Here is a 15,794-nt window from a genome sequence, read left to right as displayed (position 1 = left end):
GGCGGGCGATCTCGGCGATCTTGCGCGCACCGCGGTCGGCGCATCGCAAAGTCTAACTTTGTCGCAAAAGCGCATCGCTGATCTTCTCGGCCGCCATGATCACGGGGATGTTGGTATTCGCGGTCGGCAGCCGCGGCATGATCGAGGCGTCCGCCACGAAGATATTGTCGCTGCCGATCACTCTGCCCTCGGGATCGACCACGACCATGGGGTCAGCCGGATCGCCCATGCGGCAGGTGCCTACGGGGTGCCAGACTCCGAACACGCTCTGCCGCACGAAGGCCTCCAGGGCGCGCTCGTCCGCAAGCGTCGTCTGGAAGGCAGTGCCGTTGAGCAGCACGAGCCGGATCAGGAGCTGCCTGAGGCCCGCGGGCACGTCGAGCATCGGGCCGAGGATCGAGGCGACGATGCGGTTGGCCGTGCTGTACCGGCTCAAACGCTTGATCCGCGGGGAATAGGAGGCCGGGAAGAAATCACCCCCCTCCGGGTTGAGCGAGGGATGGACGACGAGCTTCGCGAGCAGCCGAACGGACGCGATCATGCGCTCGACATCGCGCGGGTCGGACAGCAGGTTGAGATCGGCCACCGGATAGGTTTTGGGATCAGGCGCCGCCAAGGTGAGCGAGCCGCTCGAATACGGCCGGTTGCACCAGAGGAAATAGAGACCGAGCCGCGTGCCCAGCGCGTGCCAGCCGCCACGGGCCGAGGCCGTGATGTACATGTCCGAGGCGTCACAGCCCGGATTGTCCGACGAGTAGCGCATCGCCGCAAAATTAGGACGCCGCCGGGCCAGCGGGAGCCGAAGGCCGCGTGGCAGATATTGACAGAAGGTCAGCGCGGGATGATCGCGCAGATTGTTGCCGACGCCGGGGAGATCGATGACCGTGGGAATGCCGAGCGCCTGAAGCGCCGCACCCGGACCGATACCCGCCCGCATCAGGATCGCCGGCGATTGCAACGCGCCCGCGCTGAGGACCACGCGGCCGGCGCCGACCGTGAGCTTCTGCCCGCTAAGCGAGACCACCACACCCGTCGCGCGGCGGCGGTTGAGCTGAAGCTGCTCGACCACACTGTCAGCCCAAATGGTGAGGTTCGGCCGCGAGCGCGTCGCTGCATCGAGATAGCCAGCGGCCGTGGAGACGCGCCGATCGTTGCTGTTGGAGAACGCCGGCGGAAAGATGCCGTTCTCGAACTCCGCGTTCTGATCCTTACGGAACGGCAGCCCGGTTGCCGATAACGCCTCGCCCACGGCGCGGCCGAACTCGGGCATCTCCTCGCGGGCGATGCGGCGGATCGGGATCGGGCCGTGCTTGCCGTGCAGCGGCCCGTCGAAATCGAGATCGGTCTCGAGCTTGAGGAAATACGGCAGCACGTCCGCCCACCCCCAGCCCCGCGCGCCGAGATCGCGCCATTCGTCATAGTCGCGCGGCAGGCCGCGATTGGCCGATTGCACATTGATGCTTGAGCCGCCGCCCATCACCCGCGCCTGCTCGTAGGCGCGGACGACCGGCCTGCCCCCGGCATTGCGGCCGGCTGCCGCCGACAGACCCGGCCAGATGTACTTGTCGCCGAAGAACAGCGTCATCGGATAGCTGTCGAGGATTTCCGGCGGCGTCGCGTCCGGCGGGGTGTCCATGCCAGCTTCGATCAGAAGCACGCGGCGGCTCCCATCCGCAGAAAGCCGATTGGCGAGCACGCAGCCTGCCGACCCGCCGCCGACTATCACATCGTCGAAATGCAGCTCATCCATTCCCGTCTCATTGCGCAATTCGATGGACCGGCGCGGCCGCAGTTGCAGCCGCGCCGGTAGAGCTCAGCGGAAGTTGCCCTTGGTCTCTGGGATCACGATCGCGCCGATCAGGTAGATCACGAACACGCCGACCGCGAAGTAGGCCAGCGACATCGGGATTTCCGCCGGGCTGCCGCTCACCAGCGAGACGAAGGTCGGCATCATGCCGCCCAGCGCGAAGCCGATGTTCCAGGACAGACCGGTGCCGCTCGCGCGCAGCGCGGTCGGAAAACGCTCGTTCAGGAAGATCAGCACCGGCGCGTAGCCGGCATTGCCGATGAAGGCGATGGCGAGGGCATAGAGCGTGATCTGCGTTGTGTCCTTGGTCGCCGCGAGGTTGAGATAGCACAGCGGCAAGAGCACGGCTGCGAGGACGCCGATCATCAGGAACGTCTTCTTGCGCCCGATGCGGTCGCTCAGCGCGCCGACCAGCACGGCCGAAAAGAACGCCGAGACGCTCGCGCCCATCAGGATCAGCGAGGAGGTCTGGTTCGGGACCGCGTTGATGACCTTCAGGAAGCTCGGCAGATAGCCCGATGTCAGGTAATAGCCCGCGCCACCACCGAAGGTGATCAGCAAATTGATCAGCAGCACGCCGCGATATTCGCCGGAGAACACGTCCTTGACCGGCGCCTTCGAGACTTTTGCCTGCTTGTTGCTCTGCTGGCGCTTGAGTTCCTTGAAGTACGGGGACTCCTCGAGGTTCCGGAAGATGAACCAGCCGAGCAGCGAGCTCAGCAGACCCGAGAAGAACATGAAGCGCCAGCCCCACACCGCGAACGCATCGCCGGGGAAGACCGAAGACGTGATCAGGAAGATGAACGATGCCAGCAGCGCGCCGATGCCGGCGCCGCCGCCGCCGACCAGACCGGACATCGCACCGCGCCATTGCGGCGGCACCGATTCCGTGCCGATCGTGTGGGTGGAGGCCACGACACCGCCGACGAACACGCCCTGCACCAGACGCAGCGCCAGGAAGATGACAGGCGCGATCACACCGACCTGAGCAATGGTCGGCAACAGGCCGAACGCCGCCGTGCTGATGCCCACCCCGATGATGGCGACCAGCATTGCCTGCTTGCGGCCGTGCACGTCGGCGAAGTGACCGAACACCGCCGAGCCGATCGGCCGCATCAGAAGCGTCACGGCGAACGAGCCGTACACCGCGGCCAGCGACAGCGCCGCATTGCTGGCCGGGAAGAACAGCGCGCCGACGACCGGCGCCACGTAGAGCAGAATGAACAGATCGAACAGATCGAGTGCCCATCCGAGCACCGATGCGATGATCGCGTTGACCATCTGTTTGTTGTCCGCTGATGCCTCTGCACCCGCGACCGGCATATCCATCTCAGCCATTTTGTTATTCCTCCCCCGTTTGAATGGCGCCGCGGTTCGCGTCATTGCGAACCGCGGCCGTTTCAAGTGCGTGCGTCAGCGGCCGGCGAATTTCGGCGGGCGCTTGGCGTTGAAGGCCTCGACGCCTTCCCTAAAGTCGTCCGACTGCCGCAGGCGGCTGTAGCAATGGCCTTCGAGCTCGATGGCAATCGCGAGCGTGGAATCCTCGGTGTCGTTGAGCAGCTTCTTGGCGGTTCGCTGCGCCAGCGGCGAGAAGGTGCGGAGCTCGTCGACGAGCTTGTCGGTCGCCTTCTCCAGTTCGGCATCGGGCACGCATTCGGTGGCGATGCCCCAGTCATAGGCCTGCTTGGCCGAGATGCGCTTGGAGCGCATCACGATGTCCTTGGTGCGGGTGATGCCGACCATCTTCTGCAGGCGGGCCGATCCGCCGGAACCCGGGATCTGGCCGAGCTTCTGCTCCGGCAGCGCGTATTGCGTGGTCTCCGAGGCAATGCGGAAGTCGCAGGCGAGCGACAGCTCGAAGCCGACGCCGAAGCAATAGCCGCGGTTGGCGACGATCACCGGCTTGGCACAGCGCGCGGGCGCCGCGATGTTCCAGGCAAGCTTGGAGACGTGCTCGGGGCTCGCCTCCATGAAGCCGCCGATATTGCCGCCGCTGGAGAAGTGCTCGCCCTCGCCGCGCACCACGATGACGCGAACGCGCGGATCCTCGTCCAGCGTCTCGAAGGTCAGACGCAGCTGGTCGCGCTGCGGCATCGCCACGACGTTGTAGGGCGGACGTCCCAGGATGATGTCGGCGCGCTCATGCGCCTCGTCGATCTCGACCTTGAACCCGTCGACTTTTGCAAGCCGAGGATCGGCGAACGTATAGGATGACGGCATTTTGGCTTCCTTCTGTTGATCGTTGATGGGTGATGATCAGGCCGCGTCCGACGGCGGCAGGCGCTCGGCCTCGTATTCTCCGGCGACGAGCAGTCGCCGCAGCAGCTTGCCGACCGGCGATTTCGGGATCGCGTCGACGAAGACGTAGCGGCGCGGCCGCTTGAAATTGGCAAGGCCCGAGGTGCGGCAGAACTGCTCCAGCTCGACGTCGGAGACGGCGCGATTGCGCTTGACGAAGGCGGCGACGATCTTGCCCCATTTCTCGTCGGCAACGCCGACCACCGCAACCTCGTCCACGGCGGGATGCAGCGACAGGCAGCTTTCGATCTCGACCGGCGAGACGTTCTCACCGCCGGTGATGATCATGTCGTCGACGCGGCCGGTGACGAACAGATCGCCGTCGGGATCAACGAAGCCGGTGTCGCCCGTAAAATACCAGCCTTCGCGCAGCGACTTGGCGTCGGCCTCGGGACGGCGCCAATAGCCCTCAAAGGCCTCGTCGCCTCTCAGCGTCGCGATGATCTCGCCCTCCTCGCCGACCGCGGCAAGCTCTGCGATCGACTTCGCGCCGATGCGCACCACCTTGACGTGCTGGTTCAGACCGGCCTTGCCGGCCGAGCCGGGCTTTGCCGTCGCGTTCTGGTCGATCGTAAAGGTGTAGATCTCGGAGCTGCCGTAATGGTTGACGAACAGGTCGGGCTCGAACGCCTCGTTCAGCTTCTTCAGCAGGCCATCGGTCATCGACGCGCCGGCAAAGCCGAGCTTGCGCACGCTGGAAACGTCGGTCCTGGCAAAGGCCTCGTGATGAACGAGGTCGTGATAGAGGGTCGGCACCAGGTAGAGGTTGGTGATCGCCTCCTTCACGATCAGCGCCAGCGCCTGGCGGCTGTCATAGCGCGGCAGACAGACGAAGCTGCCGCCGATCAGCGACATCGCCAGCAGCGAGCGGACCCCCATGGTGTGATAGAGCGGCATCACGCCGAGCGTGCGCTCGCCGCGGCCGTAGAGATTCTGCGCGACATGGGCGATCGCCGCGGCCCGCTCGGCACGATGCCGGCGCGGCACGCCTTTCGGACGTGAGGTCGTCCCCGACGTGTAGAGCATGATCGACCAAGCATCGGCGCCGACGCGCGGCTCGGCATCCGGCGCGCCATCCTTGATCAGATCGTCAAAGCTCGTTGCATCGCCGATCCCGGGATCGACCGATACCCGCAGCCGCCTGCCTGATAGCGCCGAGCCCTGCACCGCTTCGGCGGAAATATCCTGATAGAACACCGCGCAGGCTTCGGCGTTCTCGATGCAATAATCGAGCTCGTCCGCCTTGGCGCGCCAGTTGATCGGCGTGATGACGAGGCCGGCAAACTGGCAGGCCCAATGCAGCGTCGCTGCCTCCCAGCGGTTCTGCAGCAGCGTGACGACGTGGTCGCCGGGCTTGAGACCGAGGCGATCGAACGAGGCCACCAGCGCGGAGATCTTGTCGTACCATTGCCGGTAGGTCAGGCGAAGGTCGCCGTCGACCAGGGCAATCGCGTTCGGATCGCGCGCGGCGCTGGCCGTGAAGCTGCTGGCGAGATCAAGCATCTGACGTCTCTTTTGTGGATGAAGCGAGCTGGGCGGCGGCTTCCAGCGCCGCCTGGATGATCGGGGTGTAACCGGTGCAGCGGCAGATATGGCCGCTGAGGAGGTCACGGATGTCAGCTTCGGTCGGCGCCGGATGCGTCGCGAGATAATGGTCGAGCGACATCAAGATGCCGGCGGTGCAGAAGCCGCATTGGAGCGCGTGGTTGCGGCGGAACGCCTGCTGCAGCACGCCGAGCCGGTCAGCTGAGGGCGCGAGCCCTTCGACCGTTTTGAGCTCGCAGCCGTCGACCTGCGCGGCGAGCGTCAGGCACGACCGCGTCAGCATGCCGTCGACGACGATGGTGCAGGCGCCACAGACGCCGTGCTCGCAGCCGACATGGGTCCCGGTCGCGCCCAACTGATGCCGTAGAAAATCAGACAGCAGCATGCGCGGCTCGGCTTCTCCCTCGACGGGCCTGCCGTTGAGCGTGAAGCGCACGGAGTGGCGCTGATCGGCCTTGAGACGGGTCATCGCAGCACCTCGCCGATCAGATCGCGGCCGATCAGGCGGACCAGGTCGCGGCGGTAGCGCGCGGTGGCGTGGACGTCGTCACGCGCACCGAGCTCGTAGGCGAAGGCATTGAGGGCGTCGTCGAGCGCGCTGCCGTCGAGAACAGGCCAATCGCGCGCGGTCGGGACGTCGGCGACGCCCCCGACGGCGAGACGCACGCCGGTCGGCGTCCTCATCGCGGCGCAGGCGACGATGGCGAAATCGCCGTGACGGCGCGCGACCTCGCGAAAGGCGACGCGTGATCCCTTGACGAGAGGCAACGAGATGCCTTCGATCAACTCGTCATCGGCGCGCGCGGTCAGCATCATGCCGGCGAAGAAGTCCTTGGCGCTAACGCGGCGGCGGCGCTTGGCGCTGCGCAAAAGCACTTCGCCGCCGAGCGCAACCAGCGTCAGCGGCATCTCGGCGCTGGGATCGGCATGGGCGAGCGAGCCGCAAATGGTCCCGCGGCTCCGCGTCTGCATGTGCCCGACCCAGGGCAACGCCAGCGCGACCAGCGGCAGCGTTTCGGCAAGCTGAGGCCAGGCCAAGAGATCGGCCTGGCGCACGCCGGCGCCGATGACGATTGCATCACCCTTGCGTTCGATCTGGCGGAGCTCCTTCAGCCGCATGATGTCGATCAGCAGTTTGGGCTTGGCGAGGCGCATGTTGAGCATCGCCATCAGCGATTGCCCGCCCGCGAGCACGCGGGCATCGCCGCCTTGCTGCGCGAGGCCGTCGAGGACGTCGCCTGTGGTTTCAGCGCGGAGATAGTCGAATGCGGGCGGCTTCATCGGCGCCCCCCGAACAAGCTGGCCAGCTTCGCCAGCACGGCAAACAGCGAGAAGCCGCCGCTCTCTGCACTGCCGCCGCCGGCCTTGCGGGCGAGCGCGGTGAAAAACTGGCCGATGATGACGCGCGTCGCGCCGTCGAGCAGGCGGCCGCCGATGCTGGCGACCTTGCCGCCGACCGCGGCGTCATAGCTGTAGGTCAGCTTCGTGCCGCCGTTGCCGTCAGGTGCGAGCGTGATCCGTCCCTCGGCGTTACCAAACCCGAGCGCGCCGGTGGCGCCCCCGCGCAGCCTCACCGCGCGCGGCGGATCGAGATCGAACAGCTCGACGTCGGCGCGATAGCGCCCGCTGACGGGACCGACGCCGAGCGTGACGTCGGCGCGAAAATGCGTGTCGGTGATCTTGTCGACGCGCTGGCAGCCGGGAATGACCGATTGCAGTGTGGCGGGATCGAGCAGCATGGCCCAGACCTGCTCGGGCGCACCCTTCACCGAAGCCTGCCCCTCGCCGCGCAGCCGCCGATCGCCTCCGCGCGCGGGCGCGGCAGTCGCGCCGCCCGCAGGTGGCGGCGGCTCAGCGCCGCGCACCAATCCTGCCAGCCGCGCCGGCACCAGCGGCAGCGTGACGTCGGCGACGCCGAGCGCATCCGCGACCGCATTGGCAAGGCACACCGGCGTCGACATGCAATTGCCTTCGCCAACGCCTTTCGCCCCGAGCGGCGTGAACGGCGACGGCGTCTCCATGTGGAAGATCTCGGGCTCCGGTACCTCTGTGGTGGTCGGCAGCAGGTAGTCGGCAAGCGTTCCCGTCAGAAAACTACCATCCTCGGCATAGGCATATTCCTCAAGAAGTGCGGCCCCGAGCGCCTGGGTAAAGCCGCCGCGGATCTGGCCGTTGACCATGCCGGGATGCAAAATGGTGCCGCAATCGTGCATGGTGACGTAGCGGTCGATCCGCGTCTCCAGCGTGGTCGGATCGATCTCCACGCCGCAGAAGTCGAAGATGAAGCCGTGGCAGAGCGAGGAGTTGATGCGGTCATCCTCGTCGGGCGGCGTCAGCTCCGGCGGCGTCCAGAACACGGTCTCGCGGATGGTCTGGCCGGCATCGTCGGGCAGCGAGCCCGGCGACCAATGGCTGAGCGCAGCGACGCGCGAGAACGCGATCCGGTTCTCCGGATTGTGCCTGGAGGCGACGAAGCCCCTTGCGAACACGATGTCGGTCGCTTCGACGTTGAGCTGACTGGCGGCGATGCGCGCAAGGCGGCCGGCGACGCGCTCGGCAGCGATCTTGGCGGTGCCCGCGACCGCCGCGGCAAAACGGCTGGCGTAGTTACCCGATGCGATCGACCAGGCATCCTTGGCGGTGTCGATCTCGGTGTTGACGCGGATATCCTTCAGATGAAGGCCAAAGACGTCCGCAACAACCTGCGCCAGTACGGTGCGATGCCCCTGCCCCTGCGGCACCGAGGCGACGTGAACCGTGACGCTGCCGACCGGATCGAGCCCGACGGTCGCGGTCGCCTGCGCTCCGTTCTTGGGACCTGCCTTGCGGCGCTCGGCGGCGGTCAGCACGGTAGTGATGTAGCCCATGTTGGAGACGCTGGGCTCGACCACCGCGGTGAAGCCGATGCCGTAGAGACGCCCCTGTGCGCGCGCCTCATCGCGCTTCGCCCTGAGTGCAGCGAGCCTGCCCTGCTCGACTGCGAGCGCAACGGCTTCCTGGTAATTGCCGGAATCGAGCAACGCACCCGTCGCGGTCCGATAGGGAAACGCGCCGGCATCGATCAGATTGCGCTTGATGACATCGAGCGGATCGAGGCCGAGGCCGATCGCGATGCGCTGCACCAGTCGTTCCAGCGCGAAATAGACCTGCGGTCCGCCAAAGCCGCGGTTGAGACCGGTCGGCGTTTTGTTGGTGACGACGACGCGGTTGCGGATTTTGACGTTGTGGATGTCATAGGCGCCGGTCAGATTGCCGTGCATGCGGTAGAGCGTCGCTGGCTCGGGCGCGCGCAGATGCGCGCCGCAATCCTCGACCTGATCCCAGTCGAGCGCGAGGATCTTGCCATCGGCGGCTACCGCCGCCGCCAAGGTCGTCGCACGGTTGGTCGCCGACACCGATGCGGTGAGATGCTCGAGCCGGTCCTCGATCCATTTGACAGGCCGCCCGGTGATGCGCGCAGCGGCGGCGATCAGCACGATGTAGGGAAACACCCCCTGCTTGACGCCAAAGCTGCCACCGGAATCCGGCGGCGTGCGCAGCCGCAAGCGATTGCCCGGCACCTTCAGCGCACGCGCAATCACGGTGTGGATGCTGAACGGTCCCTGGAAATTGGCGAGAACTTCATAGGCATCTTCGCCGGCATCGTGCGAGGCGATGACGCCGTAGGTCTCGATCGGCGTACAGGAATTGCGGGGGTAGCGGATATCGATGGAGAACCGATGCGGCGCGTCCGCAAAGGCTGTGTCGGGGTCGCCATAGCGGAACGCACGGTCGCTGGCGAGATTGCCGGGAAAGCCGTCATGCAGCACCGGCGCGCCCGTCGAGATCGCGCCCAGCGGATCGACGACGGCCCCACGCGGACGATAGTCGACATTGATCAGCTCAGCCGCGTCTTCCGCGCACGCGCGATCTGTCGCCACGACCACAGCGACAGGCTCGCCGACATAGCGCACGCGATCCATCGCAATCGGCCAGCACTCGACCGGCGCCTTCACGCCGACGACGAGACTGGTGGTGACGGCCTTGACGTCGCTGCCGGTCAGAACCGCGGCAACGCCCGGCCAGCGCTTTGCCGCTTCAACGTCGATGGAGAGAATGTCGGCATGGGCGTGCGGCGAGCGCAGGATGGTCGCATGCAGCGAGCCGGGCTGGACGCCGAGATCGTCGATGAAGCGGCCGCGGCCGGACAGCAGCGCAGCGTCCTCGACGCGCTCGATCGAACGCCCGACCCACGGTTCGTCGCCACTCCCCGGATTTGCGGATGTGACCGCCTGCAACATGTCCCGGCATACCTCCCGACGCGCTCTTTGACGCGACGGTGACAGTTGTCAGGACAGGGCGTGCGGGAGCCATACCGCGCACTCTCACGACTTACCAAATCGTCTCATTCGAGAGAGTGCAGCGCAGCATCGATCCGCGAGCATCGCCCCGCGAGACGCGAGACGTTGCGGAATTCGCGCGGGCTGACGCCGGCATGATCGCGGAAAAAACGCGTGAAATGCGCCGGCTCTGGAAAACCAAAACGCTCGCTGAGCTCGCCGAGCGGCGTCTCCTCGCGCATCACCGCCTCCAGCGCGCGCTCCATGCGCACGACGTTGAGATAGATCTTCGGCGAGACGCCGAGCGAAGCGTCGAACAGGCGGAAGAACTGCGCGCGCGAGAGGCCCGCGCCCTTCACGAACTGATCGACATTGGAAAAGGAATCGTGGACGCGCATCGCGTCCATGGCGCGGCGGATGCGCCAGTCGCAGCCCACCGCGCTCATGCCGCGGATCGAGGTCGGAAAGCTGCGCCAGGGCGTGAAACGCTCGATCACCGCGATCATCAGATCAGACAGGGTCTGCTCATGGGTGCGCACCGCATCCGGATTCGCCATCATTTCAGCGGCCAGATGCAGCGTGAGTTGGCGGATGCGCGGCGATACCTCGCCCGAAGGACGCTCGAAAAAACCCGGCGCGCCGCTGGCGGCCCAACCGGGGCGAAACTCCTTCAGCCATTCCGGCTCGATATAGAGGGCCATGATCAGCGTGCGCGGACGATTGACGTCGTGCACGTAAGCATGCGACTTCCAGCCGTCGACGAGCACGGCCGCGGCATCGGTAAGCGGCGTGACTTGGTCGCCGACCAGGAACTGCGTGTCGGCGCCCTCAACCTTGAGCAGGACGTGACAGTGATGATGAGCGTGACGGACCAGCGAACGGTCCATGTCGAGCAGCGCGACCCTGCCGAAAGCGCCGTGAGCGATGCGCAGGGCCGTCGACATCAGTTCCTTCCTCCCGACAGCATTGCGCTGCAACACGGTTGGCTCATTCGCGCGGCACTATAAGCGGCACCCGCTTCATATTCCAACCGCGCAAACCGACGCAAGTTTCTCGCACGCGTTGATCGGATCACGTTCGTGCCTCCGCAAGAAGCCGCACGATGGCGGCGCTGGGGTCGGCCTGCAACGCGGTGACGAGATCGACATCCTCCTCGCCCTTGACGCGGATGCGCTTGAAGGCGAGCTCGGGCGCGCTGACCGGTGCGGTCGCATCTAGGCCCATCTTGGCGCTGATGCCGTTGTCGGTGGTCGGATCAAGCTTAGAGCCGAGCGCGCCTGAGACGACCATGAGATCGCGATCAGCCTGGAAGCGCGTCGCCACCGCCCATTCGATCTCGTCCGACGAGGAGATGTCGACGTCCTTGTCCACGACGACCACCTGCTTGATGTCGTAATGCGCGCCGAAGGAGCACATCATTATGTTCTTGGGCTCGCCGTCATTGGCCTTGTCGATCTTGATCGCGAGATGATAGCGGCAGGTACCGCCGCGCGTCAGTCGAACGTCGAGCACGTTGGGGAAGCTGCGTCGCAGATGCTGGAGCAGCGTCGCCTCGCGCGGCACGCCGCCGAGGACCAGGTGCTCGAAGCCGCCGCCGACGATGGTGTGGAAGATCGGCTTCTTGCGATGCGTGATTGCGTCGACCTCGATCACCTCGCGATTGGCGCGCGGGCCGTAATATTGGGGGAATTCGCCGAACGGCCCCTCCGGCTCGCGCACGTCTTGCAGAATGCGCCCCTCGATCACGATCTCCGCATGGGCGGGAACCCGGACCGAATTGGTCCGGCACTTCACAACGTCGACGGGCGCGCCTAACAGCGCACCGGCAATTGCCATCTCGTCCTCGTCCAGTGCCGCGATCGCCTGCGAGGCCAGCATCAAGGCCGGATGCGCGCCGATAACGATCGCAATCTCCAGCGCCTGGCCCAGCTGCTCGGCGAGGCGATAATAGGAGAAAGTGTGCCGCGGCAGCAGCAGTACACCGATGCGGTTCTTGCCGGAGATCTGGCAACGATGGATCGAGACGTTCTGGACGCCGGTCTTCGGGTTGCGAGCGATCAGCAGGCCGGCTGTGATATAGGGGCCGCTGTCGCGCTCATTGTGCTTGGGGACCGGAAGCTGGCGCAGCAGGTCGACGTCGTCATGGACGACCTCCTGCACTGGACCGCTCGCGACCTCGTGCGTCGGCAACGGATGGCTGGCAGCCGCCAGGAACCGCGGCAGCAACTGGTCCTCGGTCACACCGATGGAATCGGCGACCCAGTCGCGGCCGGCAAAGAGGTTCGCGACCACGGGGATCGCGTGCCCGTCAGGGCGCGGAAACAGCACCGCGCTGTCGCGCTCCAGCCGCTTGGCGATGGCGGCGAGCTCGTCCACCAGCGCAACGCCCTCGCGCGCGATCGCGAGCTTGCCGCGCTCGGCAAGATAAGCGAGCCAGGCGCGCAGATCGGCGGGCGCGTTCCTCGCAACATTGTCCATTGCCATACGGGTCTTTCCTCAAGGTCTCAAATCAGGGCGCGATCTTGCGCAGCGTCGGCGAGCGGCGCTTTAGGGCCTCGTCCTCGCCCCAGCGGCGCACCACGCCGATGTCGATATCGAACAAGTCGAGCACGCGGCCGACGGTGTGCTCGACCATGTCTTCAAGATTTTCCGGCTTGACGTAGAAGGCCGGCACGGGCGGCGCGACGATCGCGCCCATCTCCGATAGCGCCGTCATGGTCCTGAGGTGCCCGGTGTGCAGCGGAGTCTCGCGCACCATCAGCACTAGACGGCGGCGCTCCTTAAGCACGACGTCGGCAGCACGGGTCAGCAGCGTCGTTGTCACGCCCGAGGCGATCTCGGACATCGAGCGCATCGAGCACGGTGCCACGATCATGCCGGCGGTGCGGAACGAGCCGCTCGCGATGGCTGAGGCCATGTCGTCGATAGCATGGTTGACGTTGGCGAGCGCCCTCACCTCCGCGATCTTCAGGTCGGTCTCGTAGGCAAAGGTCTGCTCGGCGGTCTTCGACATCACGAGATGCGTCTCGACGCCGGCATTGCGCAGAAGCTGCAGCAGGCGCACGCCATAGGTGACGCCCGAGGCGCCGGAAATGCCGATAATCATCCGCTTGGGGCTGGCGTCCTGCATAGGTCTGGTTTCGCTCCCTGGAACTTCACCCGAGGTTACCCGGTCTGTGGCCAGACTAGGTGGTTGCATCCATCATCACAAATAATGATTGATTATGCAGACGATCATTTGTGATGATAACAGGAGATCAGCGACCGAAGGACAGGCCAGTGGAACTCAGGCAGATGCAATATTTCCTGTGCCTAGCCGAGGAAAAGAACGTCACAAGGGCCGCGCGCCAGCTCAACATCGTGCAGCCGGCACTAAGCATGCAGATCGCCAAACTCGAGGCCGAGCTTGGTCAAAAGCTGTTCGACCGTAGCGTCCAGGGCATGACGCTGACCAGCGCCGGCGAAGCGCTGGTGCGGCTGACGGCGCCGATCCTGCGCGACGCCGAATATGCCCGACAGGAGATGGCCCAACTCGGCGGGCGCATCTCGGGCCGCGTCTCGGTCGGCCTCATCACCTCGGTGGCGCAGAGCACGATGGCGAGGTCGTCGGCGACCGTCGCCAGCCGCTATCCAGAGATCATGCTGTCGGTCTGCGAGGGCTATACCGAAACGCTGATCGACTGGGTCAGCACCGGCCAGCTCGATTTCGCGCTGATCAACGTGCCGCGCCGCAAGACGCCGTTAGCCGCGCAACATGTCATGGACGAAGAGATGGTGTTCGCCTGCCGGAAGGACGGGCCGATCAGGCCGCCTGCAAAACTACGCTTCGACCACATCGCCAAGGTCGATCTCGTGCTGCCGTCGAAGCGCCACGGCCTGCGCCTGATCCTCGACGAGCATGCCGCCGCAATCGGAATCGACCTGCGGCCACGCCTTGAGCTCGACACCCTGCCCGCGCTCTGCGACGTGATCGCGACAACCGATTTCGCGACGGTGCTGCCGACCATTGCGCTCCGGCAATCGCTCGCCAGCGGCAGCATCCGGGCGCATCGCTTCGACGAGCAGAGGATCGTGCGCTCGATTGCCTGGGTGCATCACCCCAGGCGCGCCGTGTCGGTCGCGGCCAAGGCCGTGCTCGACGTCATCAGCCAGGATCTTGCGCAGGCCGCCGCCGTGGCGAGCGGGTTCGTGGAGCCCGCCTCGCGCAACGCAACTTCGCCTTCGCGCAACGCGCGCAGGAAACCGATCTCCTGAATGCAGAATTCCGCACGGACAAGATGTCGCGCCCGCTGCAAAATGAGACGCGTTGGTAAGTTTTGAGACCAGCCGGCATCACGGCCGCAATGGCCTGCTAAATACGGTCCAGGCGCAGAAACTCGCGAACCTGGCGCTCATCACCGACGACTCCTGTCCCGGACGATTCCAGGTCTTGCAGAACAAGACACAGTCGGGAGGTCCAGTCCGAGATGACACCATTCGGTCGCGGCAAGATCACGGACAGCACGGCGCCGTGCGCCAACGGCTTTCACCTCAACCGCAGGTCCTTGCTGTCGTTCGGCGCGGGCGCTGTGCTCGCCGCCACAGGACTTAGTCCTGCACGAGCACAGGACTATCCCGCCCGGCCGGTGCAAGTGCTCGTTCCCTTTGCCGGCGGGAGCGCCAGCGACGTCGTCACGCGTATCCTGCTCAACCGTATGTCCACATCTCTCGGGCAGGCCTTCGTGGTCGACAACCGCCCCGGCGCCGGCGGCAATATCGGCACTGCCGCCGCAGCACACGCAGCCTCCGACGGTTACACGCTGCTGATGAGCACCTCCGGGCCGCTGGCCGCTAACAAGTCGCTCTACAAGGACCTCCCCTACGATCCGCTGAAGGATCTAGCCCCAATCGGCCTGTTCGCGACGCTGCCGAATGTCATCGTGATCAACTCAAAATTGCCGCCGAAATCGCTGGCCGAGCTGATCGACTACGCCAAGGCGCATCCGCGCGAGCTGAACTACGGGACGGTCGGCGTGGGCTCCTCGCAGCACCTGGCAGCCGCCTACTTCGAGCAACTCACCGGCGCCGAACTGACCCACGTGCCCTACCGCAACATCGCCGCCTACACGCCGGACTTCATCGCCGGACAGGTCCCGCTCGGCTTCCAACTCCTGCCGAATGTCCTCGGTCTGATCAAAAGCGGTGATGCACGTCCGCTCGCGGTTGCCAACGACAAGCGCATGACGGCACTGCCGGATGTGCCGACCGCGGCCGAGGCCGGCCTTAAAAATTACGAGAGCGCGGCCTGGCTCGCGCTGCTTGCGCCGGCGAACACCGAGAAAGCTGTGGTCGAAAAGCTATATAAGGCGATGGTCGCAGCGGTGAACGATCCGAAAGTGCGCGCCCTCTTCGTCGAACAGGGCGCCGAGCCGCTGGTGATGGACCCGCAAGGCCTGAAGGACTTTATGACCTCGGAAGCCGCGAAATGGGCGAGGATCATCAAGAAGATTGGCATCGAGCCGATGTGACTCCGAGGCCTTGCTTCTCGTGGCTCTGGCTGTTCTGCACGCTATGATGCGCTACAATACTCTGCCCGCGGAAGCACGTGGAATTCACGCACCGATCGGGGTTCAATGGGGTCAACGCTCGAATATGAGAGGAAGTGAGAACATCCCCACCAAACCACGCCAAATTACGTGACAGCCGCCTTCCCTACTACTCCCACTCGATTATTCGGGAAGGTACTTTCGCGTTGATTTCCAAACACAAATCCTAGGAGCTGACGGACAAATGCCGGCGGTACGGCCGTTCCAATTCTTTGGTCTTGAATTCACAGAAAAATTCGA

The 15,794-nt window shown here is 65.3% G+C and carries 12 protein-coding genes; 2 read left to right on the top strand and 10 right to left on the bottom strand.

Annotated elements, in window-relative coordinates; all coding sequences use genetic code 11:
* Window positions 1-52: 52 nt before the first annotated feature.
* From L6639_RS36785 to L6639_RS36740, 10 genes are all read right to left on the bottom strand, one after another.
* The gene (locus L6639_RS36785) at window positions 53-1,750 is read right to left on the bottom strand and encodes a GMC family oxidoreductase (protein ID WP_237866388.1); all 1,698 of its coding nucleotides are present in this window, start codon (window positions 1,748-1,750) and stop codon (window positions 53-55) included.
* A 63-nt stretch (window positions 1,751-1,813) separates the two neighbouring features.
* Window positions 1,814-3,145, bottom strand: a complete 1,332-nt coding sequence (locus L6639_RS36780) for an MFS transporter (protein ID WP_237866387.1) — start codon at window positions 3,143-3,145, stop codon at window positions 1,814-1,816.
* 75 nt (window positions 3,146-3,220) lie between these two features.
* The gene (locus L6639_RS36775) at window positions 3,221-4,027 is read right to left on the bottom strand and encodes an enoyl-CoA hydratase/isomerase family protein (protein ID WP_237866386.1); all 807 of its coding nucleotides are present in this window, start codon (window positions 4,025-4,027) and stop codon (window positions 3,221-3,223) included.
* A gap of 36 nt (window positions 4,028-4,063) precedes the next feature.
* Window positions 4,064-5,608 (bottom strand): AMP-binding protein, encoded by a 1,545-nt coding sequence (locus tag L6639_RS36770; RefSeq protein WP_237866385.1) that lies wholly within the window; start codon window positions 5,606-5,608, stop codon window positions 4,064-4,066.
* A complete protein-coding gene (locus L6639_RS36765; RefSeq protein ID WP_237866384.1) occupies window positions 5,601-6,119 on the bottom strand; it encodes a (2Fe-2S)-binding protein in 519 nt (172 codons plus the stop codon). The genes L6639_RS36770 and L6639_RS36765 overlap by 8 nt, the downstream gene beginning before the upstream one ends.
* The gene (locus L6639_RS36760; protein ID WP_237866383.1) at window positions 6,116-6,931 is read right to left on the bottom strand and encodes an FAD binding domain-containing protein; all 816 of its coding nucleotides are present in this window, start codon (window positions 6,929-6,931) and stop codon (window positions 6,116-6,118) included. The genes L6639_RS36765 and L6639_RS36760 overlap by 4 nt, the downstream gene beginning before the upstream one ends.
* Window positions 6,928-9,930: a xanthine dehydrogenase family protein molybdopterin-binding subunit gene (locus L6639_RS36755; RefSeq protein ID WP_237866382.1), complete on the bottom strand. Its 3,003-nt coding sequence runs from the start codon at window positions 9,928-9,930 to the stop codon at window positions 6,928-6,930. Before L6639_RS36755 ends, L6639_RS36760 begins: the two co-directional genes overlap by 4 nt.
* A 104-nt stretch (window positions 9,931-10,034) precedes the next feature.
* Complete coding sequence (locus tag L6639_RS36750) at window positions 10,035-10,913, bottom strand: helix-turn-helix transcriptional regulator (RefSeq protein WP_237866381.1); 879 nt, start codon at window positions 10,911-10,913, stop codon at window positions 10,035-10,037.
* A gap of 127 nt (window positions 10,914-11,040) precedes the next feature.
* On the bottom strand, window positions 11,041-12,453 hold the full coding sequence (locus L6639_RS36745; protein WP_237866380.1) for a UbiD family decarboxylase: 1,413 nt from the start codon (window positions 12,451-12,453) through the stop codon (window positions 11,041-11,043).
* Window positions 12,454-12,478: 25 nt separating this feature from the next.
* Window positions 12,479-13,099, bottom strand: a complete 621-nt coding sequence (locus tag L6639_RS36740; RefSeq protein ID WP_237866379.1) for a UbiX family flavin prenyltransferase — start codon at window positions 13,097-13,099, stop codon at window positions 12,479-12,481.
* Between the two features lie 164 nt (window positions 13,100-13,263).
* On the opposite strand from L6639_RS36740, the gene L6639_RS36735 reads away from it, so the two are divergent.
* Together L6639_RS36735 and L6639_RS36730 are read left to right on the top strand one after the other, a co-directional pair.
* Window positions 13,264-14,223, top strand: a complete 960-nt coding sequence (locus L6639_RS36735) for a LysR family transcriptional regulator (protein WP_237866426.1) — start codon at window positions 13,264-13,266, stop codon at window positions 14,221-14,223.
* Between the two features lie 212 nt (window positions 14,224-14,435).
* Window positions 14,436-15,476: a Bug family tripartite tricarboxylate transporter substrate binding protein gene (locus tag L6639_RS36730; protein ID WP_237866378.1), complete on the top strand. Its 1,041-nt coding sequence runs from the start codon at window positions 14,436-14,438 to the stop codon at window positions 15,474-15,476.
* The last annotated feature ends 318 nt before the right edge of the window (window positions 15,477-15,794 follow it).

Source organism: Bradyrhizobium zhengyangense, assembly GCF_022012555.1.
Classification (GTDB): Bacteria; Pseudomonadota; Alphaproteobacteria; order Rhizobiales; family Xanthobacteraceae; genus Bradyrhizobium; species Bradyrhizobium zhengyangense.
The sequence above is the reverse complement of the archived record's forward strand: the minus strand, read 5'-3'. Positions and strand labels throughout refer to the sequence as shown.